Source organism: Acrocarpospora pleiomorpha (assembly GCF_009687885.1).
Classification (GTDB): Bacteria; Actinomycetota; Actinomycetes; order Streptosporangiales; family Streptosporangiaceae; genus Acrocarpospora; species Acrocarpospora pleiomorpha.
Genome location: NZ_BLAF01000013.1, coordinates 69588 through 92284 on the forward strand (window position 1 = coordinate 69588; position 22697 = coordinate 92284).

Sequence of the window (22697 nt, forward strand, 5' to 3'; positions counted from 1 at the left end):
CATTTCTGCCAACAGAGTCAGAATGTTTGCGCTAACATTAATATCTACACGCGTTCCTGTTATCAACGGGCAATTGCACGGTTCCTTGGTGTGACACCGTCGGCATGGCTCTGCGCACTGCGACGTGCGCCGCAGGTCAATCGCCGACGAGCACCCTGCTATAACACGCAGGTTTCCGCTGTGTTTCGACCAAAGTGTCATCAACGATGCGGCGACTGTCAATACCCGGCGAAGATCAGCTTCAATTCATGGACCCATCCCGATACCTAGGTAGTGAGGCGCCGGGTCCGGCTGGGAGCCGGACCCGGACGCGTCGTCCGTCAGGAAAGGATCAGCTATCGGTGCTGCCCAGGCGCACCGGTCCCTGCCAGCCGACCACCGGGGGTCAGAAATGCTCGGTCAGGGTGCCGCCGAAGCCGTAATACACCTCGGTGTTGTCGTTGTTCGGGTTGTACACCACGGGCGGGGTGCCTGTGATGCTGCCAGTGTGGTGGCGGTGAGAAGGCTGACAAGGCGGGAGAGCAGACGCGGGCGCGTCGTGCTCATGGGAATTCCTTTCCAGCCTTTGTGTTGGCCCCGGAATGACTCCGACCACATTCTGAAACTCTGCTGAATGACGTCGTCTACTGGATTGCGGCGGCGGTGAGCTCGCGATACTGGCGGGAGCCGTACTCGTGGAAGGGATCAGGCGGGACAGAACAGAAATAGCTGACATTTGGCTGAGGCGGCTGGCGACTATCGAGTAGCACCAACAAAGGGATATGCAACAGGAAAAAGGTGCCAATTGCCGTTTCTGGCTCTAGCGAACGGTAAGCAAATCCCCAGAAGAATGGCCCGCCGACGTTCCCGAAACGACACTCGCCCGATTCGGGAAATGTCCGAAATTTCGGGACTGCGGCACGTTCCAGGGGGAGAGTATGCCCAAGCGTTCCAATATTGTCTGGTTTCTTGCGATCGGCGCCGCACTAACTGGTGTGACCATGCCCATGGGCACTCCTGCCATCGCCGTATCCGCCGTCACGACCCATCCCACCCAGAAATCGGACCCGCTGAGTGACACCGCTGCGGCCATGCGGGCTTACCTGCAGGATCTGGCCGCGAAGAAGCAGTTCACCGGCACGGCGCTGGTAGTACGGCGCGGGGAGGTGCTGGTGCGTGCCGCTGCCGGCGCGGCCGACGCAGAGAAGCACATCCCCAACCGGCCGGACACGGTCTTCCGGATCGCCTCGGTCACCAAGCAGTTCACCTCGATGATCGTGCTGAAGCTGCGCGACCGTGGGCTACTTGACCTGGACGACCAGGTCTGCCCGTATCTCATCCCGGCATACATCAGGACCTGCCCGCAAGCGTGGAGGCCCATCACGATCCGCGAGATCCTGACGCACACCTCCGGCATCCCCGACATCCAGCAGCTGCCCGGCTTCTATGCCAAGCTCTCGCAACCGACCACGACCCGGAAGCTCATCCAGCGGTTCGTGAACAAGCCGCTGGACTTCAAGCCCGGCACCAGCTGGAAGTACAGCAACAGCGGCTACATCCTGGCCGGGGCGATCATCCAGGCGGTGACGCGCAAGCCGTACGGCACCGTACTGCACGAAGAGATCACCGGCCCGCTGAGCCTTCGGCACACCGGCTACAGCAGAGGAAATCCACCCGCCGGGTACGCGAAGGGCAACTGCACGGTCGGATCACCGGCCGCGCCCATCAACGGCTCCCAAGCGTTCTCCGCGACCGGCATCTACGCCAACGCCGACGACATCGTCCGCTGGGACCGGTCGTTCGGCGCGCACCTGGTCGCGCCCCCCGCCACCGTCAAACAGGCGTTCACGCCACAGGCACCGTGCCCCTCCAGCGGCTGCCTCAACCTACCGTCGAGCGCATACGCCTTCGGCTGGCTCGTCGACCGGCTCCACGGACACCGGCTCCGGTACCACCCAGGTCTTCTCCAGGGCTACGCCGCGAGCAACATGTACCTGCCCGATGATGACATCGCGGTAGTCGTGCTCAGCAACGTGGAAGACACCGATACCAACGGCATCGCTCGCCACCTCGCCACAATGGCCCTCAAGTCTGCGAGTGCTCACGATCGCTAGCTCGATACAACCCTCCGAGCAGCGACTGGCATATAAGCGTAGTGCAAGAAGGAGCACATGACTTATATTTGGAGGGTGAGCTGGCTGACCGAGCTGCGCGCTGCCGGGTGGGAGGCGGAACTCACAAGCGATCTCCTGATCGTGGGAGACCGGGCCTTTCGGGTGGTACGGCGGGCACGAGCGCCCTGGCCACGCGAGGTGGTGTCCCCACCAGGACCGGACTGCCTGCTCATTGTCCCGTCGATCACCGGTGGCGCCGCACAGGCGGTGGAGGCGGCCGGCTGGTCGTGGGCAAGCGACGACGGCCGGATCTACCTACGCGGCATGACCCGCCTACCGAAGCTCGCGGTGACGACCAAGCGACCAAGCCGGGTAAGCATGGCCGCCGGGCCAAGCGCCATAGCGCGGGTGCTGCTGGAAGAGGTGGCGCCGCTCACTCAGACCCGCATCGCCGCGCGGGCCGGGGTAACCCAGGCCCGGATCTCGCAAGTACTGGCCGACATGCGCAGCGACGGCCTGGTGGTCCGGGCGCGCGGCGGTTGGCGAGCCGAGGAGAGGTTGCTGGACCGATGGCTGGACGGCTATCCGGGACCCGGCGGGGTGCAGACCCACTGGTTCGGGCTGGACGACCTCTACCAGCAGGTGTCCCGGGTCCCGGGCCGAGTGTCGGCCGATCTCGCCGCCGATGTCCTCGCGCCCTGGAGGCGGCCCACCCACGTCACCGTGTATTCGACCGCCAACACCGATCTTGAGGCCCACGGCCTGGTGCCCACCGGGCCAGACCAGGCAACGCTGACCCTCGTCACACCGGCCGATCCGAGCATTCTGGCCACTCCCAGTCCGGTCACTGACAGGATGCTCAGCACCCCGGCCCCCTGGCCACTGGCCCCCGTCACTCAGATCCTCTGGGACCTGCGACAATCACCCGCCGCCGACCGGGACGAGGCGATCGAAGCACTGCGGCAGCGCTGGCAGGAGGCACGATGATCATCATCCAGAGCAGCTATCGGGCCGAGGACGCCGCCTACCTGGCACTCGCCGACGCCGCGACGATCGTGCCACACCAGGAGTGGCGGGTTATCGGCGGCCACATGGTCAACCTGCATGTCCTGCACGCCGGCCTCGACCTCCCGCTCCGCGCCACCCGCGACGCCGACCTCGCGGTGGAGGTCCTCACCGTACGGCAGGGCAGCGTAGTGGATCACCTACACGCGCTGGGTTACACGAACACCTCCAACCGCTTCACCCGGATTGTGGGGGCACACGAACTCACGATCGACCTGCTGGTGCCATCCACGTCGACCCGGCACGAGCCCAACGTTGACGTTGGCCCCATCGTGGCCGACGGGGTGCCCGGCCTCAGCGTCAGCCTCGCCCGACCCGGCCTACGACTGCCTCTACGCATCACGCTGAGCACCGGAACCGAACTCCCGTTCGATGCGATCATCCCCGATCTAGCCTCTGCACTCGCCCTCAAGATCTTCTCGTACGGCTCGCGCTTCGCCACGCGCGACGAGGAGGACATCAAGCGCCTCTTGAAGATCGCACACGCGACCGGTCTGAACTGGCCCTCCAGCCCTACCTTCCGTGATGCGGCCAGGGTAGTCCACCGGTACATCGACACGCGCGCCCAGCGCGACGCCGAACTACGCGCGCTGGCCCGGACCATCGTCGGCAGGGCATGACCAAAGAAGGCATCGCCGCCTATTAATACGCCGTGTGATAGGGAGTAGTTGGGGTTTCGCCCTTTCTCGGTTCCCCCCACACACGCGAGGTGATCCTGTGAGGAACCGACGGGCTAAACCATGGCCAGCAACACCGGAATCGCCGCCCAGAGCATCAAACTATCCAAGCTCTCTGGCAAGCCCCGCTGACGACGTCGTTGCGGAACTTCACATGGAGCAATCAACGGGCGGATCAGGCTGAGCGCGATGGCGGAGTGCCTGCGTCGCGTTCGATCATGTCCGCCATACGGCCGGCGTTCGGTATGACGCGACGTGAAGGTCAAGGCGAGCATTCCTCGCGACATTCCCGAGTCCTGGCGTGGCCAGAGGCGGGTGGTGCGGTACCGAAAATTCCGTTTCCCGCGTGGACGGACGGCGCTAAATTCTATGGAAAGACACTTCGCGGGAGGCCGTAGTGAAACTGCTCAGCAGCGTGCGGTCGGATGGCGCCGACCTGGCTCACCTGGCCGCTGAACTCGACATCCCGACGATCGCCGGATTGCAGCATCAGGGCGACGTGTCCGTGATCCCCGCCGCGATGGCGTCAGAGGACCACCAGCACCCGATGACCCGAGTCCCGGCGGCTGGCGTCGCCGTGGTCCGTGGAGAGGCGGGCGGCCACACGCACCTCCTGCTCGCCTCCGGTGACGTTCGGTACGACGCTCGCGACGGCGCGGCGGACGACATCACCCTCGGGTCGCTGAAGGTCGGCGACGGCGCGACCGCGTGGCTGGACCACCCGGAGCACGGCAACACCGGAATCGCCCCCGGCCGGTACGTGCTGCGCCGCAAGCGCGAACTGGCACCGCCTGTCATCGACCCTGAGACTCGCCGCAAGCGCGAGCAGGCCCGCAAGGAGGCCCGAAAGCAGGCGACACGGGCGCAGGCAGCCCGTGAGCAGGCGGCGCGTGAGCAGGCATGGAGCGCGACCGTCCGCTTCGTTGCGGACTGACGGCGGACTGACGATGGCGGACCTGCGGCCCGCGCACGGCCACGGTCCGCCACCACCGGCACCGACCGCGGAGCAACAGGCGCTGCTGCCGTCGGTGCGGGACGAGTGGGTGGGTCACGGGCTGGCCGTGGGTCCGGCGGACCGGGCGGCGGCCGAGGCGGGCGTCCAGGACGTCTATCTCGGCGCCGGTCGGCAGCCCCCGGAGCACGTGATCTGGCTGGGCTCGCCGATGGCGGGCAGCATCGGTGCCGACATCCGCGCGGGCCGGCTTTCGCTCGTCACCAGGCGGGCCTGGCGGACACTGCCGGAACCGACCGTCGACACCATCGTCGAACGGGTGCCGGAGGACCCTCCAGAGACCGACCTGATCATGCTGGACCTCGACAACCTGGAGCGGGACCCGCGATGGGGCGGGTTGCTTGGCCGGCTCGGCCTCGACGTGACCGCTGCGGTCGAGACAGGGCTCGGCAAGGCTGTCGGCGCGGCCGTCGACCAGGTGGCTCCGACCTGGCAGGACGCGGAGCAGCTTCCCGAAGTGGCGGCACTGCCTCGGCTGGGCGCATTCCGCCCGCGGATGCTGCGGCAGCTCGCCCAGCTCGCCTTCCTCGCACAGTGCGGTGTACGGGAACCGGACCGCCACAGCCGTGGCCTGCTCCAGGTGGGACGGTCGGCCGGGGAGTGGTGGCCGATGCGGAACAGCGTGATCCTCACCGAACGCCCCACCGAACTGCACCACGACGCCGAAGGCCGGCTCCACCATCCGAGCGGACCGGCGGTGCGGTACCCCGACGGCTGGTGTCTCTGGGCGTGGCACGGCGTCACCATGCCGCGCGAGATCATCGAAGACGGCGTCCCGATCTCCCGTGCGGTGTCGCTGCGCAACTCGGAGCAGCGGCGCTGCGCCGTGGAGATGCTGGCCGGGCGGGCCGGCTGGCGTCAGGTCGTCAGCGAGGCAGGATGGCCACGGGTCGGTCAGGAGGCACCGGACCCGGGCAACCCTGGACAGGTCCTCAGCCTCTGGTGTGTCGAGGCGCTGTACGACGACCACCTGCACCTGCTGCTGATGACCAACGGAACGGTGGAGCGGGACGGCACCCGACGGGAGTTCGGCGAGCTGGTGCCCGGCTGGATCCGGGACCCGGTGCAGGCCGCCGCCTGGCAGATCGGTCTCACCCCCAGGCAGTACCGCGAGACCGTCCGGCGGACCTGAGCGTCAGTTGTCCTGGGAGGCGAGTTCAGCGATCTGGTCGGCGGCTTCGGCGAGGGTGGCGACGCTCTCGCCGGTCCAGGGCCCGGTCGTGATGACGGTGGCGTGGTCGATGCCCAGTTCAGCGAACGCCGAGCAGCGGGTCACGAACGACAGTGTTGACTCGCCGGGCTGCAGGCGGGTGGAGATCACCTTCTCGATCTGCTCGTACGGCCGGCTGGCCTCATCGCACAGCCCGCGCAGCACGCCGAGCTTGTGCCGCACCGTCGCGCCGCCGTCCGGCAGGTCGAACACGTTGCACGCGTCCGCGTATCGCGCGACCAGCGGCAGGGTCCGCCTCTCACCGGTGCCGCCGATCAGAATGGGCGGGTGCGGACGGGCGACCGGCGCAGGGCTCCCTACTGGAGCCCAGTGTGCCGAGCCGTACGCGCGAGGTCCGCGCGGCGAGGTAGCCGAGCGTGGTGTACGCCTCGAGCATCTCGGTCTCGCCGGGGCGGGCGCCGTAAGGGTCGGCTTGCAGCAGATGGTCGGAGACCCAGACGCCGTAGAGGCCGCCGCGGTCGGCCGCCTCGGCGATCTCCGCGAGCTGCTCCCCCAGGCCGCGGCGCTCGTCCCGCCACGAGAAGTTGGTGATGCTCATGCTCAACCGCATGGCAGTTCTCCTACGATCACGCGATAGCGGATGTGGGTGGCAACGCGTCGAACAGCACTTCACTTGCCTGTCCGTACGCGGTCGATCAGGCGGTTCCAGGCGATCAGCGGCTTGACCAGCGTCTGCTTGAAGTCCGTGCGGTCGTCGAGCAGCCGCTTGGCGCGCTTGCGGACCGGATTGGACGCCTTGCTCAGATGGCCGGCGTCGAAGGGCGGTTGCGGGTCGTATTCAATGGTCAGCTGGATCGCCTCAGCCAGTTCGCGGCCGGCGATCTCGCCGACCAGCCAGAGGCCCAGGTCTATACCGGCGGACACGCCGGCCGCGGTGACGACCTTGCCTGCCCGTACGATCCGCTCGTCCGGGCGTGGCGTCGCGCCCATCATCTTCAGCGGTCCCATGGCGACCCAGTGCGTGGTGGCCGGCTGGCCTTTGAGGATTCCCGCTGCCGCCAGGATCAGCGCCCCGCTGCACACCGAGGTGGTCCAGGTGGTGGTCTCGTGGACAGTCCGCAGCCAGGCGAGGATTTCCTTGTCCACCATGGTGGTCGGCGTCGTCATCGCGCCCGGTACCAGCACGAGATCCGGCGTGGGCGTCTCGGCGAGCGTGTGCGTGACGCCGAGCAGCAGCGCCTCCCCGTCCGCGACCAGCGGGCCGATCTGCTTGCCCACGAAGCGGATTTCGGTCTCGGGCATGCGGCTCAGCACTTCGTACGGACCGACCGCGTCCAGCGCGGTGGTGCCGGGGTACAGCAGGATCGCGATCTGCATCTAGCGACTCACCCGCGGCCGGTAGATCAGAGCGGCGAATACGAGTCGTGGCATATCAGGCTGCCCGCTCGTAGACGAGAAGGTGGACGCCGTCGCTGAAGTTCCTCGTCTCGGCCAACCGCAGGCGCTTCGTCGCGCTGGTGTCGTCAAAGAGGCGTTTCCCGGCCCCTACGATGACGGGATAGACGAGCAGGTGCAGCGCATCGACGAGGTCGTGCTCGATCAACATCTGTGCGAGCCGCGCGCTGCCATGCACGAGGATGTCCCGCTCGAACCGCTGCTTGAGCTCGGCGACCTCGTCGACCACGTTCCCTCCGATGACCGTCGTGTTGTTCCACTGCGGGTTCTTGAGCGTGGTCGACACAACGTACTTGGGCATCGAGTTGAACTTGTCGGCCAACTCGCCCTCGTACTGCGGCCAGGCTGCCGCGAACGCTTCGTAGGTGGTGCGCCCGAGCAGTTGGGCATCGGCGGCCAACGTCTCGTCGGCCTTGAACTGGTCGCCCTCGGCGCCACGGGGGATGTCGTCGATCCAGCCGGCGCGTTTGAACGTCTCGGTGCCGCTCGGAGCTTCGATGACACCGTCAACGGAGATGTACTCGGTGACTACGATCCTGCCCATCAGAATTCTCGCCTCTGTTGAGTCGTGGTGCCCGACCAGTGGGAACAGCCACAGCGCGAGCACGGCGAACGTAACGACCGGCCACCTCGGCAGACAAGGCGCAGCGGTACCCATGGCCGGAATACTGGGAAACGTGTCCAGACGGACGACGCCACACGCGTCTACCATGGCCGCCATGCGAACATCGCGATGGGCGATCCGAATGGCGACCAGATGTTGGCCGGGACTGGAACATGTCCGGACAGACGACGCGCACGCCTAGCATGGGCGCCGGGCACGAGCGGCGCGTGGTTGTGGTCGGCTATGACGGCATCGAGTTGCTGGACGTCGCGAGCGTGACGAGTTGTCTTGACCTGGCCAACCGGCTCGGGGCCACGCCCGCCTACGACGTCCGGTTCGCGACGCTGTCGGGCGGGGCTGTGCGCTGCGACTCCGGGCTTGAGCTGCACGCTCAGGTGGCGCTGCGGAACGTGCCCGGCGCGGTGCACACGCTCGTCGTCTCCGGCGGGCTCGGGCACGCGGCGGCTGCTGCGGACCGCGGGCTTGTCGGCCAGGTCCAGCGGCTGGCCCGCAGCTCGAGCCGGGTGGCGTCGGTCTGTACCGGCGCGACCGTGCTCGCCGCTGCCGGCCTTCTCGACGGCAGACGGGCCACCACGCACTGGAACTACGCGGACGAGTTGGCCACCGCGTACCCCGCGGTGCGGGTCGACCCGGCGCCGATCTTCGTGCGGGACGACCACGTGTGGACGTCCGGCGGCGTGACGGCGGCGCTCGATCTCGCCCTGGCGTTCGTGGAGGCCGACCACGGCGCCGAACGAGCCCGCTGGGTGGCCATGGGCCTGGTCACCTACCTGCAGCGCCCGGGAAACCAGGCACAGATGAGCATGTTCGTGCGCGCCCGCCGCCCAGAACACGACGTGGTGCGCCGCGTCTTCGACCACATCACGGCGCATCCCGACGCGGACCTGTCCACCATTCGCCTGGCCGCGGTCGCCGGTGTGAGCGAGCGACACCTCACCCGGCTGGTGGTGGAACACGCCGGCCAGACCCCGGCCCGGATGGTGCGGCACGCACGGCTGGAGGCAGCGGCCACCGCGCTGGTCACCACGGACCGGCCCGTCTCGTCGATCGCGAAGGCGACCGGGTTTCGGTCCGGCGAAACACTGCGCCAGGCGTTCAACGCGTGGTTCGGCATCTCGCCGACGCACTATCGGAATGCGCACCGCCGACGCTAGAGGCCAGTCTGCCGAGGAGGTAGTGGATGGCCGGTGACGGCGCGCGGCAAGCGTTCCTGCCCAGGCGCGTCTGGATGATCCCCACGGCGTTCCTCTGCCTCCTGCTCCCCGCCCGAGCCAGCGTCGCGGTGGACTACGGAAACGGCGCGACCGGCGCCGCCATCGCGGTCGCCCTGTTCGTGCTGCCGCTGCTGTACACCGTGCCGCGCGGCCGGGCGGTTTGGAATCGCCATACGTGGTGGCTGCTGGCCGCGCAGGCCACGCTGACCTACGTCCCGTTCCTCATGTTCGGCCAGACCTGGGTGGTCGGATTATCGGGCCTGCTCGCTGGGCTGGTGCTGCTGGCCGTCCGCGCTCCGCTGTCGTGGCTGCTTCTCGGGGCCATCATCGCGGCCGAGGGTGTGTTACGCATCGGCGTGTACGGCATCTATCCGACGCCGGGCTCCCAGTACTACACATGGGTGTTCGTCGTCCCGATCGACATGGCCCTGCCGCTGTTCGGTCTCGTACGCCTATCGGATCTGGTCGCGGACCTGCACGCGGCGCGCACCGAGCTGGCGGGGCTGGCGGTCACTCGGGAGCGCTTGCAGGCCGCGGAACGCCTGCAAGCGGCCGTCGGGGACCGCCTGGCGACGGTCGGCGCGCGCTCCAGGGCGGCCCTGGCGGCGGTGCAGAACAGCCCGGACCAGGCCCGCGCATACGTGACCGAAGCCGGCGGCATCGCGCGCCAGGCGGTGGAGCAGGTACGGCGAACGGTCTCCGGCGAACGGTGGGAACATAACCGGCCAGCGCCGTGGCGCACCGTAGCACCGCGGCTGGCTCTGCTCGTCCTCGTCGCCGACCTGGGCGCGTTCGCGATACATCACCTGATGATCGTCGTGGACTCGCCGGCGGGTCCCGTGCTCACGGCGGCCGCCGTCGTCGCGATCGTCGGGATCGTCGTGCTGCAGCTCTACCATTCCCTCGCCGGACCGCAGGGCGGCCGCCCCCGCCGTTGGCACCTGACGTTGCCTCTCCAGGCGCTGTTGCCGTTCACCGACTATGTCCACGCATCCCTGCTCGGATTGCCCGGATTCCCGGCCGGCTCAGCGCTGCTGCTGCTCACCGGCAGGCGAGCGTGGGTCGCGTTCGCCGCCATCAGCTCCAGCATGGCGGCGTACTGGCTGCTGCTGGAGCCGGGAGACCTCGAAGGGGCTCTGTATCTATTCGGGGTGTCGGCCTCGACCGGCCTCGCGGTCTACGGACTGTCCCGGTTGCGGGACATGGCCGAAGAGATGGAGGCCACCCGCCGGAAACTGGCGCGGGCGGCGGCAGAGCAGGAGCGGCTGCGGGTCGCTCAGGACACACACGATCTGCTCGGTCTGGGCCTGTCGGCCATCGCGCTCAAGTGCGACCTGGCCGGGCGGCTGATCGCTCGCGACGACGCCCGAGCGCAGGCCGAACTTCACGCGCTGGTACGCCTGGCGGCGAAGGGGCGCGCCGACATTCGCGCCGTTACCTCAGGGGACCACGGCCTGTCGCTGCGCACCGAACTCGCCGCCGCCCGCGATGTGCTGGCCACCGTCGACGTGCGCGTCGAGGTCCGGGCGGCGACACCCGGCGAGCCGCTGCCGCCGGACGTCGACGCCGTCCTCGCCACCGTGCTGCGGGAGGCGGTCACCAACGTGCTGCATCACTCCCTGGCCACGTGGTGCGAGATCGAACTGATCGTCAGCGCGGCCACGGTCAGCCTGCGCGTGGTCAACAACGGCGCTAGCGGGAAGCAGCCGGCGACGCTACGCGTGCGGAAACAGGAGCGGCGTACCGGCGGTCACGGGCTGGCCAACCTAGCCGCCCGTGCTGCCGCTCAGGATGGACGCCTGATGACGCGCACCGAAGGTGGCCGGTTTGAGCTGACCGCACAGATCCCCCTACCGGCGGTCGTATCAGGCCGGTCGGATGGGGAGGAACGCCTCGACCCGGACAACCCGACGCAGGGCATGGGCGAGGTAACCTGACACACCGGCGGCAACCTCCCGGTGCACGTCGTCCGAGACGGCGCTCGCGGACGGACCGCAGCGAGCCGAGGCGGATTCGAGCGTGTGCCGAAGCATTCGGCTGAAGGTGGGATGGGCGCGCTGCGCTTCACGGAGTGGTAGCGTCGATGAGACTTGTCGATCTGTCTGATAGGCGGCCGGAGCCCTTCATGAGGCTGACAAGTGTCGACCTCAATCTTCTCGTTGCGCTGGATGCGCTGTTGACCGAGCGCAACGTCACTCGGGCGGCCAAGCGAACGTCGGTCGGGCAGCCCGCGATGAGTGCCTCACTGGCGAGGCTGCGTAAACATTTCGATGATCCACTGCTGGTGCGGGAAGGGCGGAGCCTGCAGCGAACGCCGCTCGCCGATGCGCTGGTCGGGCCGGTGCGGGAGGCGCTGAGCGCCGCCGAGGCGGTCTTACTGCGCTCGCCGAGCTTCGACCCGGCAAAGGACAAGGCCGCGTTCACGATTATGGCGGCCGATTACGTCACGATCGTGCTGCTGAGCCCACTGCTGGAATCGATCGCCATGGAGGCGCCGCACATTCGAATCTGTATGCGTCCGGTCGATGCCGATTTCGCCGACCAGCTCCGCTCGGGAGCGGTCGACATGGTCATCATCCCGACCAAGCTCGCCGACCGGAAGTTCCCCTTCCCCCACGAGCCGCTGTTCACCGATCGCTACGTGCTGGTGGTCGATCGGAACCACCCTGACGTGGGCGATTCGGTGACACCCGAACAAGCCACCTCACTCCGGTACGTCGCCTTCAGCGGGGGAACCATCTCACCGATCACCAACGTGGATCTGGAAGCGCTGAATGTGCACATTCCGGTCGAGCTGACCACGGAGAGCTTCGTGGTGCCGCTGCTCCTGCTCACCGGAACCAGGCTGGCCACCATCGCGCCCGAACGTCTGGCTCTCAAACTGGTCAACGTGGCACAGCTGCGGATCGTGGAATATCCGTTGTCGCTGAGCGCCATCCACGAAGCCATGTACTGGAACCCTCGCGACAACGACGACCCCGCGCATCAGTGGCTCCGCCGCCGGATCATCGACACGGCTCGCACCATCTGAGGTGAAGGTGGTTCAACGGTTCTCCTCCGCCCACGGGAGAATGACTTTCTCAAGCGCGTTCAGTCCATAAAAGAGAACGATGCTGATGATGCCGAGCAGGGCCATGGCGGCGAAGGCGAGCGGAGTGTCCGCGCTCGCGCCTGACTGCACGATGACGTAGCCGAGACCGGCGTCAGCACCGACGAACTCCGCGATGACCGCCCCGATGACCGCCAACGAGATCGCTGTCTTGAGACCCACCATCACCTGCGGCAACGCGTAAGGGAAACGAACTTTGAAAAAGACCTGCAGACGACTGGCGTCGTAGGAGCGGACCAGATCGGTCAGCTCGGCGGGAGTGGATTTCAGGCCGGTGGCCGTTGAGATCACGATCGGGAAGAAACAGAGCAGGAATACCATGACAATCTTCGGAAACTGCCCGAAGCCCATCCAAACCACAAGGATCGGCGCGATCGCAATCTTCGGTACGGCATTCACCGCGAGCAGCAGCGGATAAATCATCTTCTCAAGTAACCGCGAACTGGCGATCAACATCGCCGTGGAGATTCCGACGACGACCGCGACCGCGAACCCCTGGACTGTCTCCAGCAGGGTCACCCAGGTCTGCTCCATGAGGAAGCCGGCCTGGCCGATGAAGGCCTCGACCACGTCGTCCGGCGCGGGCACCAGGAACTTCTCGATCGAGAAGACGATCGTGGCCAGCCACCACAGGGCGACCAGGGCGACCAGCCCGAGGACAGGGAGACCCCAGTCCACCAGACGCCGCGTCAACCGCGCGCGCGGTCTGGCGATCATGCGGCGCCCTCCGATGCCATCGGCGCCGGCATCAGCAGCTCGTGCAGTTCGGCGCTGACCTCGGCGACCCGGTCCGCGTACGCGTTGCGCCCGAGTGTGCGCGGGCGCGGGATGTCCACGTCAACGATCTTGCGGAGCCGGCCGGGCCGCGGGCTGAGCACCGCCACCCGGTCAGCGAGCAGCACCGCCTCCTCGATGGAGTGGGTGATGAAAATGACGGTCATCTCCTGCTCCCTGCGGATGCGTTGCAGCTCTATCGACAGCTCCTCGCGAGTCAGCGCGTCGAGCGCGGAGAAGGGCTCGTCCATGAGCAGGACGAGGGGATCCTGGATCAGCGAACGGCACAGGGACGCGCGCTGCTGCATGCCGCCCGACAACTCGTGCGGCAGCCGCTTCTCGAAACCGGCGAGGCCGACAAGTTCGAGCAGCTCATGGGCCCGCCGGCGCTTGGCCGCCCGGTCCAGGCGGAGAATCTCCACCGGGAGCAGAACGTTGTCCAGCACCGTACGCCACGGCAGCAGGGCCGCACGCTGGAACATGAAGCTGACATCCTGCCGGGGTTTGCCCATCGGCTCACCGGCGACCGTGACCGTTCCCGACGAGGGCCGCAGCAGCCCGGCGACCATCCGCAGCATGGTCGACTTGCCGCAGCCCGAGCGGCCCACGAGCGTCACCAGCTCGTTGCGGCGCACCTCGAGGGTGATGTCGTCCAGCGCATGGACCTCACCCTGGCTTCCGGCGAAGACGTGCGAGACGTGCGAAAGCTTGATCATGCAATCTCGCCTAGCCCTGCGGCGTCAAAGACAGGTCGATGACCTGCTCGGGAGTCATTCCGGCCGGGATCGCACCCGACTCGGTGAGAAGCTTGATGTTCGCCTCGACCTTGGCCTTGCTGACCACGCCGATCGTCTGGCCCTGCGCCGCGACGTAGGGAGCCATCGCCCGGATCTCCGCGGCCGCGACCTCCGCGTTCTGGGTGGGCTGGTACTTCTTGAGGATCTCGCCGGATTCCTCGGGGTTGGCGAGGGAGTACTCCAGGCCCTTGAACAGGGCGGCGATGAACTTCTTGACCACCTCGGGCTTTTCCCTGGCCATGGTGTTCGAGGTCAGCAACGCGTTGCCGTACAGGTCGGGCAGGACCTCGCCGTAGGGGAGGACGATGGCCTTCTTTCCCTGCGCGGCCTTCTCGATGAGCCCGCGGCCGACGACGAACTGGCCGATCGCGTCCACCCTGCCGCTCGCCAGCAGCTGCGGTAACGCGGGCGGGGCGCCCGGGACGAACTTGACCTTCGACGCGTCGATGCCGGCGGCCTTGGCGTAGACGGGGAAGGTCACCTGGACGGTGGAACCCGGCTGGTCGCCGATGGTCTTGCCCTCCAGGTCCTTCGGCGTTCTGATGCCGCCTTCCTCGAGCGCGATGATCGCGGCCAATGAGTTCTGGTGCACCATGCCGACCGCGATGACGGGCAGCTTCTCCTTGGCCGTCGTGATCAGCGTGCCGGTGAAGTCGCCGATGCCGAAGTCGGCCCGGCCGCCGGCCAGCAGCTTCATCGCGTCGACGGTGCCGGTGCCCGGCTTGATGTCGACGTTGAGCCCTGCTTCCGTGAAGTAGCCCTTCTCCAGCGCCACATAGGCGTAGGCGTCGCGGCCGAAGGTGTTGAACGAGGTCAGATAGCGGACCGACTCGACGGCGCCGGCGGACGGGCCTTCGGTGCCGCCTCCTCCGCCGCCGCCACACGCGGCGATCATGAGCACGACTCCGGCGGCCCCGGCGATGCGGGTGAACCAGGTGGCCTTCATTGTTCCTCCTTGTTGGGTCCTTTGAGTTCGACCAGACGGCAGCGGTAGCGGCCCTCGCCACGGTTGGTGAGCATGTGGATCTCGCCGGGATCGCGGTAGACGACCCCTCCGACCGGCTCGTGCACCAGGCGCGGGTCGCCCCCGTGGATCGAGTCGATGCGGTTGTCCGCCGCCTCCAGGGCGATCACCAGGTAGGGGTTGAGGTGGTGGTGCCACGGCTGCGACTGGCCGGGCTCCAGCACGATCTCCCAGACCCGCACCTGCTCGTTCTCGAAAACGATCTCCTGGCCGATGGGGCCCAGTTCGACGGGCTGCCCGTCGTGGCCGAGCACGCTGGTCATGCTTTCTCCTCGAAACGAATCGGAGCGCGTCCGGCGATGCGCTGATAAACGGCCGCGGCGACGTCCTCATCCGACGTGGGAGCGAAGGGCAGGATCGCGGCCACGTGCGCGTCGGGCCTGAGCAGGACGAGGGTGTCGGTGTCCACGCCGAACCGGCGGCGTACCCGATCGGCGGGGTCGAACAGGGCTCGCTCCCGCAGCCCGGAGTCGTGCGGCGCGTCCCAGCGGGAGACGGCGAAGCGCCGCAGCGCGGGGCTGTCCTGAGCGGGAATCCGCGGGCGCCGCCTGGTGTCGGTGAAGTAGAGCGCGACAAAGGACTCGGCGGCGAGATCGTGCAGGTGAACCTGCCCCTCGGGGCCGAAGAGCGGCAGGTCGGGAGCGCGGTCGCCGGTGCGTACGGGCAGCGGGGCCGAACCGGTCCTGACCATCGACCAGTCGCCGGTGCCGTCGACGTCGAGGCGGACCCCGAGCAGGCCGCGCGTGAACGCGTTGCCCCAGTTGCCGTCGGTCATCGCCGCGACGGCCTCGCCCTGATGGCTCATGGCGGCGCGGGCCGACTCGGCCATCTGGCCCGAGCCCTTGATCGCGACGGGGGCCTGCTCCACCTCGTAGCCGGTGAGCAGCGACTCCTCCGCCCAGCCGCGCAGCACCCAGGCGAGCCGCCACGGCAGGTTGCTCGCGTCGAGCACGCCGGTGTTGAGGCCGAGCGCCCACATCGGGGTGATCAGGTGCGCGGCGTCGCCCATGAGGAACACCCGGCCCGTACGCCATTGCCCGGCCACGCGGTGGTGGACGGAGTAGAGGTTGGTACCGAGCACTTCGATGCCCTCGACCTCGCCGATGAACCGGATGGCCTTGTCGCGCAACTCCTCGTGCGTCGGCTCGGCGGACTCCTTGGGCAGGGGGTAGAGGAAGCGCCAGCAGTGCGGCTGGCGTACCAGGATCATCCACTCGGAAGGGTCGGAGAAGTAGGCCAGGTAGGGGTAGTCGCGCGGGTTGGCGATATCCAGATCCGCCTTGAGGTCGACAAGCATGTAGCGCTCGTCGAGCGTGTGCCCCTCCACCGTGATACCGAGTTGTTCCCGCACCTGCGAGCGGCCGCCGTCGCAGGCCAGCAGATAACGGGCCTTGACCTGCCGCTCGCCGTCCGGGGTGGCGAACGTCAGCTCGACGTGGTCGTCGTGCTGTTCGAAGGTGGTCAGCCGGTGCGACATGTGCAGGGTCGCCTGCTCACGTGCCGCGAGGCAGTCGCGCAGGACCGGCTCGAGGTGATGCTGGGGGATGTTGATGACGAAGGGAAAGCGGGTGTCCTCGGTGAGATCTCCCGTGCCCACGCTCAGCGTGGGCTTGTTGGTGGCCCAGTCGATCTCACCGATCTCGTCGATGCGCAGCGAGGCGCGCAGCACGTCGGGCAGCGCGCCGTACCGGTGCAGCACCTCCAGGGTGCGGGTGAGCAGGGTGCCGGCCTTGGTGTCCAGCGAGAGCCGGTCGTCTTCCTCGAAGACGGCCACGGGCACGTCGTAGCACGTCAGTCCGAGGGCGGTGATCAGGCCGACCGGGCCCGCGCCCACCACCGCGACGGGAAGGATCCTGGATTCGGTCACGTGCGGGCTCATTCCTTCGGGTAGGCACGGTCACGGTCCCGCGTCGAGGACGGCGTCTTTCTCAGGTGAAGGCGCGTCCTCCGTTGACGAAGAGGTTCTGGCCGGTCACGAAGTCCGAGCCGTGCCCGATGAGGTAGAGGATCGTGCCCACCAGGTCGTGCTGGTTCATCTCGCGCTTGAAGGCCCGCTCGTTGATGATCGCGGCGCCCATGGCGTCGTCCTGCTTGGCGACGTAGGAGGCGTCGTGGGGCACGTAGCACGGTGAGATGGTGTTCACCGCGATGCCGTACTGCGCCACCTCGTGGGCGAGGGAGCGGGTGAGTCCGACGATCGCCGACTTCGACGCGACGTAGTGCAGGAACATCGGCGTCGCGGTCGGAACCACCATCGAGGACGTGTTAATGATCTTTCCGTAGCCCTGTTCGCGCATGACGGGAAAGACGGCTTTGCAACATAGCCAGGTGCCGAGAACGTTCACGCGGAACGCCTTCTCCCATTCCTCGGCCGTGAGTTCGTCGAACGGCGCTTTCCGGATGGCCGTGAAGTAGGCGGCGTTGTTGATGAGGCCGTCGATGCGGCCCCACCTCTCGGCCACCTGCCCGGCCATCGCCTCGGCCGACTCCGGCGAGGCGACGTCGACGGCGACCGCGAGGGCCTCGCCACCGTTGTCCACGATCTCGGTGACGGTGCCGGCGGGGTCGGTGATGTCGGCGATGGCCACCCGGTAACCGGCGGCGGCGAGCGCGTGCGAGTAGGTGCGGCCGATGCCCTTGGCGCCACCGGTGACGATGACGACTTCACCATTCGGCTTGTTCATTGAGTTTCTCCAAGAACCTTCCAAAGCGCGTGCGTGCGAGGCTCTGTGCGTACAGCGATCAGACGGCCGAGGGCTCGTTCACGTCCCATTCGATCGCGAGCCGCTTGAATCCGCGCGCGAAGAAGATGGTGTCGCGCACGGCGGTGTCCGCACCCGCGGCCAGGCGGAGATTCCGCAGACGCTCGAACAGCCTGGGTAACGCGATCTTCAACTGCAGGCGGGCGAGCGGGGCGCCCAGGCAGGCATGGACTCCCTTTCCGAAGGCGACGTGGGTGGCCACGGAGTCGCGGGCGACATCGAAGACGTCAGACGTGCCGAAAACCTGCTCGTCACGGTTGGCCGACGCCCAGTGGACCATCAGGTGAGCGCCGGCCGGGATTTCCACGCCATTGAGCACGGTGCCCTTCCGGACGGTACGGAAAAGTCCCTGCGCGGGTGACTCGAAGCGCAGGATCTCCTCCACCATGGTCGGAACCAGGTCCGGGTCGTTCAGCACGGCCTGAAGCTGATCCGGGTGCGCCAGCAATGTGGTGAGACCGTTGCCGATGCTGCGGGTGACGGTCACATGTCCGGCGATGAGGAGGTTGATTGTCACGCGCATGGCTTCCTCATGCCTGATGGGCTCGCCGCCGGCCACGCGGGCGTCCAGCAGGCTCGACATGAGGTCCTCTCCCGCCTTGCCCGCCCGCGCTTGAACCGCGTCCATGAAATACCGCTGCATCGTCACGACGTCGCGTGCGCAGGCGACGAGTTCCTCGACGCTGTCGGTCGCCTGGAGGATGCGCAACCAGCTGACGCTCCACCGGTGCAACGTGGGGATGTCATCGCGGGGGATACCGAGCATGTCGGTGAGGGTGAACATCGGAAGGTTCCACGCGAACCTCTCGATGATGTCCGCGCGGCCGTCATCGGCGAACTCGTCGATGAGAGCGTCGACGTTCTCCCGGATGCGGCCTTCCAGCTCGGCGACTCGCTTGGGGGTGAACGCCTTGCTGACCAGCAGGCGGAGCCTGCGGTGCACCTGCCCGTCGCTGTCGGTGAGCGTCGGCGACATGGGCCAGCCCGTGGCGAGGACGTCCAGGACCGGCTGCGGAAGCGGTCGCACGGAGGCACGGACCGCATTCTGGGAGGAGAAGGTCTCCGTGTCGCGCACGATCGCGAGCACGTCCTCGTACCGGCTGACGACCCACAGCCCGTGCGCCTCGGCGTAGAAGACCGGGGCCTCACGCCGTAGCCGAGCGTAAAGCGAATACGGATCCGCCAGTTGCTCCGGCGAGAGCGGGTCAAAACGGATTGGACAGCTGGTCATGACGGACGCCATCTCCATTCGATGTGACGGCAGTGCCTGGCAGCGCGCTGTTGAACCAGCGTAAGTACGCGAATCGATCTACAGAAACGATTGTCATCAATGGGATTCATCGATGGTCTCGATCTGATCAGTGGGTGTTGCCCGGTTCGGGCTCCAGCGTCGCTCGTAGTGCTGTGCGCTGGGGGCGGGGCCGGGGAGTGGTCCGGCGTCGCGGTTACGCAGGCCGTCGAGGCTGATGGCGAGCAGCCGTCGGCGGACGGCTTCGTCCTCGGTGCCTGGTGCGGCCGGGCCGCGCCGCCCGAAGAACTCCACCAGCCAGGCGACGTCCAGTGCCGTGACGCCGGAGCGCAGCACACCCTCGCTGTGGGCCAGGGCCACCACCTGCTCCAGCAGGCGACGGCCCCGCCTGCTGGTCTCCCACATCTCCGGGGTGGTCTCCAGCGAGCCCGCCAGCGGAGCGAGCGCACCCGAACCCCGCGCGACGGAGGCGTGCACGTAGTCACTGAGGCCCGTCCAGGCGTCAGGGGCGGCGAGTGCGGCCTCTGCCGCCTGAATGGACTCCTCCATGGCCTGCATGCAGAGCTGCCGCAGCAGGTCGGACTTGCTGCCGTACCGGCGATAGAGGCTGCCCATCCCGACCCCGGCCCGCTCCGCGATCTTGGCGACCGTGGCGTCGGCGCCGTGCGCGGCGAAGACCTCCCGGGCCGCGTCCAGCACGCGGCGGTCGTTCCGCTCGGCTTCGGCTTGCCTGCCCCTCCGGGAGCGGTGCTGCGGTTCTGCCACGAGCGAAGCCTAGTTCATTCGGAGCAGTACGCTCCGATAAGGTGAATCGGAGCATCTCGCTCCGATAGCCCTTGGGGGTACTCATGTTCGCTGTGGTGTTGTCGGAGTTCGGCCCGCCGACCAACCTCACCCTGACTGAGGTGCCGGACCCGGTGCCAGGTCCGGGCCAAGTCCTGGTCGACGTGCACCTGGCGAACATCACGTTCGTGGAGACCCAGGTGCGTGCGGGCCAGGCGCCGAATCCGGCGATGCTGCCGCCGCTGCCCGCGATCCTCGGCAACGGGGTCGGCGGCGTCGTGACCGCCGTCGGCGATGGGGCGGATCCGGCACTGGTGGGCCGGCGGGTCATCACGACGACGGGCGGTCGCGGCGGTTACGCGGAGCTGGCGGCGGTCGACGCGACCGGGCTGATCGACCTCCCGCCGGAGCTGAGCCTGGCCGACGCCGTCGCGCTGCTCGCGGACGGGCGGACCGCGGTCGGCCTGATCCGTGCCGCGGCGTTGCGGCCCGGCGAGACCGTGCTGATCGAGGCCGCCGCCGGAGGAGTCGGAAGCCTACTGGTCCAGCTCGCGCGCGACGCGGGAGCCCGCGTGGTGGCCACGGCGGGCGGCCCGCGCAAGGCCGGAATCGCCAAGGACCTCGGAGCCGACGTGGCGGTGGACTACACAGCCACCGGCTGGGCCGACCAGATCAGAAGCGAAGTAGGCGAAATCGACGTGGTCTTCGACGGCGTGGGCGGCCAGATCGGCAACGCGGCAGCCGGCCTGCTGCGCACGGGCGGACGGCTGTCGTCATACGGCATGGCCAGCGGATCGTTCACCACATTGCCCGAAGGAAAGGACATCACGCCGATCCGAGGGACGCCGCCGACCCCGCCACAGATGCGCGGGCTGACCCAGGCCGCCCTCACGGCGGCGGCCACCGGCGCACTCAAGCCCTTGATCGGCCAGAGGTATCCCTTGGCCCGCGCCGCCGACGCCCACGCCGCCATCGCCTCCCGCGCGACCGTCGGCAAGACCCTCCTCCTCGTGCGATCTCTCGAGGACATCTCCATGGGTGGAGGTGGTGTGCAATGAAACGCCTGTCGATCGGGGTGATGTTTCCGTCGTCCCGGAGCGAGGCCGTCGATGTCCGGGCCTGCGCGCGTCACGCCGAGGACCTCGGCCTGGACGCGCTGTTCACCGGTGACCACCTCGCCGCCAGCGTGGGGACCAGGGAGAGCACCCTCACCCTCGCCACCGTGGCCGCGGTCACCGAGCGTCTGCGGATCGGGTTCGGGGTGATGGTCCTCGCGCTGCGCCACCCGGCCTGGGCCGCCAAGCAGATCGCGACTCTCCAGCACCTGTCCGGAGACCGGGTCATCCTCGGGGTCGGCTCCGGCGGCGCGGTGCACGGCAGCACAGCCTGGGAAGCGGTCGAAGTCCCGTACGCCGAGCGCGGCCGCCGTACCGACGCCGCGTTGGAAGTGCTGCCCGACCTGGTCACCGGCCGGTCGGCGGTGCTGCGATCCGGCGTCCCCATCACCTTGACCCCGGGAGCGACCATGCCACCCGTCTGGGTGGGCGGCGGTTCCCGAGCGGCACTGCGCCGCGCCGCCCGATACGCGGACGCCTGGTTCCCCTCAATGATCACCGCGACGGCGGTCGCCGAAGGCCGCCGCGAGCTGGCTGAACTCGCCGCCACGTACGGACGCCCGATACCGCATCTCGCCGTCGGCGGCAGCGTACTGCTCGGCCCCGCCCCGTCCCCGTCACTGCTCAGCGACGCCACGGCCGGACTCACCCAGTACGGCGTGCCTCCCGAGGTCGCCGCCCACCTGCCGATCACCGGCCCCCCGCCCCAGGCGGCCGAACGCTTCCGCGAGTACGCCGAAGCCGGCGCCGACCACCTGGTCCTCGGCGTCATCGGCGACGACTGGCAGCACCAGTGCGAACTGATCGCCGAAGCCCGCTCACTGGCAGAACTGCCCTGATCAACACCGGCCCGGCCGCAGTCTCAGACGGCTCGGGCGATGCAGATGCGTGCGTTCAGCCGTGGGCCGGCCTCGTAGAACATGTAGCTGACGCCGTCCTGGGTGCCGAATGACGGGGCCGCCACTCTGCCGTTGTCGGAGGCGATCGGGGAGTGGAAGACGCCGAGGTGCGTCTCCCGGTCGAAGGCGTTGCCGACCTCGGTGAGCCGCATTCTGCCGTCGTTGCCGTGGTAGGCCACGTAGGTGGTTCCGTTGCGCTTGACGAGGTGCGCGCCGGAGATGTCGGTCAGGCCGTCGGGTTCGGGGTTCACCAGCGGGGTCGCGCTGAACTGCCAGTTGTCCCAGCCGTTGGGGGACCAGCCGTAGAAGATGCGGCGGCCGTTGCGCACGCCCATGAAGATCATCACGTACTTGTTGCCCCGGCCGGGCAGTGAGTGCTCGAAGACCCTCGCGTAGGAGGTCTCGGAGGTGCCGGGCACCAGGCGGGTGCTCAGGATCGGGGTCTCGTTGGTGAAGTTGATGCCGTCGGTGGAGCGGGCCACGCGTGTGGTGTAGTTCTCGCCGTGGAAGTAACAGAAGAACTGCCTGGTGGCGGCGTCCCAGGTCACGTGTGGTGAGGACACGTGGGAGACCGTGGTGGTCGGCAGGCGGTTGTCGATGAGCGGGTTGCCCGAGTAGTCGTCGAACGGTCCGGCCAGGGAGTTGGCGAAGGCCACGCAGATGCCGCCGGGGTCCTCGTGGGGGGCGTAGTACAGGTAGTAGCGCGCCCGGGGGTTGCTGAGCTTGTCGTACATCCCTCTGATGCAGGGGAAGATGAACTCCCCCGTGGGGTTGTGGCTGAGCGGTAAGGCCAGCGCGTCGCGCAGGTAGCGGTAGGTCGGCATCCCGGCGGGGCCCGCCGCCGCGCTCGCGGGCGATCCGAGTCCCAGGCTC

Annotated in this window: 23 protein-coding genes; 10 read left to right on the top strand and 13 right to left on the bottom strand. The window is 67.9% G+C overall.

Annotated features, from left to right (window positions below):
- Nucleotides 1-980 precede the first annotated feature (980 nt).
- The 5 genes from Aple_RS12690 to Aple_RS12710 all read left to right on the top strand — a co-directional run bounded on the left by Aple_RS12690 (nucleotide 981) and on the right by Aple_RS12710 (nucleotide 5979).
- Nucleotides 981-2093, top strand: a complete 1113-nt coding sequence (locus Aple_RS12690; protein ID WP_246264443.1) for a serine hydrolase domain-containing protein — start codon at nucleotides 981-983, stop codon at nucleotides 2091-2093.
- 57 nt (nucleotides 2094-2150) lie between these two features.
- Complete coding sequence (locus Aple_RS12695; RefSeq protein WP_155344755.1) at nucleotides 2151-3080, top strand: helix-turn-helix domain-containing protein; 930 nt, start codon at nucleotides 2151-2153, stop codon at nucleotides 3078-3080.
- Nucleotides 3077-3778, top strand: a complete 702-nt coding sequence (locus tag Aple_RS12700; protein ID WP_155344756.1) for a hypothetical protein — start codon at nucleotides 3077-3079, stop codon at nucleotides 3776-3778. The genes Aple_RS12695 and Aple_RS12700 overlap by 4 nt, the downstream gene beginning before the upstream one ends.
- Before the next feature lie 454 nt (nucleotides 3779-4232).
- On the top strand, nucleotides 4233-4769 hold the full coding sequence (locus Aple_RS12705; protein ID WP_155344757.1) for a DUF8820 family protein: 537 nt from the start codon (nucleotides 4233-4235) through the stop codon (nucleotides 4767-4769).
- Between the two features lie 13 nt (nucleotides 4770-4782).
- Nucleotides 4783-5979 (top strand): DUF6745 domain-containing protein, encoded by a 1197-nt coding sequence (locus Aple_RS12710; protein WP_155344758.1) that lies wholly within the window; start codon nucleotides 4783-4785, stop codon nucleotides 5977-5979.
- Nucleotides 5980-5982: 3 nt separating this feature from the next.
- Here the strand turns inward: Aple_RS12710 and Aple_RS53195 are convergent, their stop codons facing one another.
- Genes Aple_RS53195 through Aple_RS12725 form a run of 4 tightly spaced genes read right to left on the bottom strand, consistent with a single transcriptional unit; the run spans nucleotide 5983 to nucleotide 8194 of the window.
- Nucleotides 5983-6270: a hypothetical protein gene (locus Aple_RS53195; protein ID WP_218038290.1), complete on the bottom strand. Its 288-nt coding sequence runs from the start codon at nucleotides 6268-6270 to the stop codon at nucleotides 5983-5985.
- A gap of 46 nt (nucleotides 6271-6316) precedes the next feature.
- A complete protein-coding gene (locus Aple_RS53200) occupies nucleotides 6317-6628 on the bottom strand; it encodes an LLM class flavin-dependent oxidoreductase (RefSeq protein ID WP_218038291.1) in 312 nt (103 codons plus the stop codon).
- Between the two features lie 59 nt (nucleotides 6629-6687).
- Nucleotides 6688-7395, bottom strand: coding sequence for a DJ-1/PfpI family protein (locus Aple_RS12720; RefSeq protein WP_155344759.1), 708 nt, complete (start codon nucleotides 7393-7395; stop codon nucleotides 6688-6690).
- 55 nt (nucleotides 7396-7450) lie between these two features.
- Entirely contained in the window at nucleotides 7451-8194 is a 744-nt protein-coding gene (locus Aple_RS12725; RefSeq protein WP_218038292.1) for a dihydrofolate reductase family protein, read from the bottom strand.
- Between the two features lie 56 nt (nucleotides 8195-8250).
- Here Aple_RS12725 and Aple_RS12730 point away from each other — a divergent pair, with 56 nt between their 5' ends.
- The 3 genes from Aple_RS12730 to Aple_RS12740 all read left to right on the top strand — a co-directional run bounded on the left by Aple_RS12730 (nucleotide 8251) and on the right by Aple_RS12740 (nucleotide 12343).
- A complete protein-coding gene (locus tag Aple_RS12730; RefSeq protein WP_155344760.1) occupies nucleotides 8251-9252 on the top strand; it encodes a GlxA family transcriptional regulator in 1002 nt (333 codons plus the stop codon).
- A 26-nt stretch (nucleotides 9253-9278) separates the two neighbouring features.
- Nucleotides 9279-11249 (top strand): sensor histidine kinase, encoded by a 1971-nt coding sequence (locus tag Aple_RS12735; RefSeq protein WP_155344761.1) that lies wholly within the window; start codon nucleotides 9279-9281, stop codon nucleotides 11247-11249.
- Nucleotides 11250-11383: 134 nt separating this feature from the next.
- A complete protein-coding gene (locus tag Aple_RS12740; protein ID WP_155344762.1) occupies nucleotides 11384-12343 on the top strand; it encodes a LysR family transcriptional regulator in 960 nt (319 codons plus the stop codon).
- Between the two features lie 12 nt (nucleotides 12344-12355).
- On the opposite strand, the gene Aple_RS12745 is transcribed toward Aple_RS12740, so the two are convergent.
- From Aple_RS12745 to Aple_RS12780, 8 genes are all read right to left on the bottom strand, one after another.
- Nucleotides 12356-13138 (bottom strand): ABC transporter permease, encoded by a 783-nt coding sequence (locus tag Aple_RS12745; RefSeq protein ID WP_155344763.1) that lies wholly within the window; start codon nucleotides 13136-13138, stop codon nucleotides 12356-12358.
- Nucleotides 13135-13911, bottom strand: a complete 777-nt coding sequence (locus Aple_RS12750) for an ABC transporter ATP-binding protein (protein WP_155344764.1) — start codon at nucleotides 13909-13911, stop codon at nucleotides 13135-13137. The genes Aple_RS12745 and Aple_RS12750 overlap by 4 nt, the downstream gene beginning before the upstream one ends.
- 10 nt (nucleotides 13912-13921) lie before the next feature.
- The gene (locus tag Aple_RS12755; RefSeq protein WP_218038293.1) at nucleotides 13922-14938 is read right to left on the bottom strand and encodes an ABC transporter substrate-binding protein; all 1017 of its coding nucleotides are present in this window, start codon (nucleotides 14936-14938) and stop codon (nucleotides 13922-13924) included.
- A complete protein-coding gene (locus Aple_RS12760) occupies nucleotides 14935-15279 on the bottom strand; it encodes a cupin domain-containing protein (RefSeq protein ID WP_155344765.1) in 345 nt (114 codons plus the stop codon). Before Aple_RS12760 ends, Aple_RS12755 begins: the two co-directional genes overlap by 4 nt.
- Nucleotides 15276-16883: an FAD-dependent monooxygenase gene (locus Aple_RS12765; protein ID WP_218038294.1), complete on the bottom strand. Its 1608-nt coding sequence runs from the start codon at nucleotides 16881-16883 to the stop codon at nucleotides 15276-15278. Before Aple_RS12765 ends, Aple_RS12760 begins: the two co-directional genes overlap by 4 nt.
- Before the next feature lie 61 nt (nucleotides 16884-16944).
- The gene (locus tag Aple_RS12770) at nucleotides 16945-17700 is read right to left on the bottom strand and encodes an SDR family NAD(P)-dependent oxidoreductase (protein WP_155344767.1); all 756 of its coding nucleotides are present in this window, start codon (nucleotides 17698-17700) and stop codon (nucleotides 16945-16947) included.
- Between the two features lie 58 nt (nucleotides 17701-17758).
- Nucleotides 17759-19009: a cytochrome P450 gene (locus Aple_RS12775; RefSeq protein ID WP_170321438.1), complete on the bottom strand. Its 1251-nt coding sequence runs from the start codon at nucleotides 19007-19009 to the stop codon at nucleotides 17759-17761.
- 96 nt (nucleotides 19010-19105) lie between these two features.
- A complete protein-coding gene (locus Aple_RS12780; protein WP_218038295.1) occupies nucleotides 19106-19792 on the bottom strand; it encodes a TetR/AcrR family transcriptional regulator in 687 nt (228 codons plus the stop codon).
- A gap of 83 nt (nucleotides 19793-19875) precedes the next feature.
- Between Aple_RS12780 and Aple_RS12785 the strand changes: the two genes are divergently transcribed.
- Together Aple_RS12785 and Aple_RS12790 are read left to right on the top strand one after the other, a co-directional pair.
- Entirely contained in the window at nucleotides 19876-20868 is a 993-nt protein-coding gene (locus Aple_RS12785) for a zinc-binding dehydrogenase (protein ID WP_155344769.1), read from the top strand.
- The gene (locus Aple_RS12790; RefSeq protein ID WP_155344770.1) at nucleotides 20865-21764 is read left to right on the top strand and encodes an LLM class flavin-dependent oxidoreductase; all 900 of its coding nucleotides are present in this window, start codon (nucleotides 20865-20867) and stop codon (nucleotides 21762-21764) included. Before Aple_RS12785 ends, Aple_RS12790 begins: the two co-directional genes overlap by 4 nt.
- Nucleotides 21765-21787: 23 nt before the next feature.
- On the opposite strand, the gene Aple_RS54385 is transcribed toward Aple_RS12790, so the two are convergent.
- On the bottom strand, nucleotides 21788-22697 hold a 910-nt coding region (locus Aple_RS54385; protein WP_246264414.1), incomplete at its 5' end, for a hypothetical protein.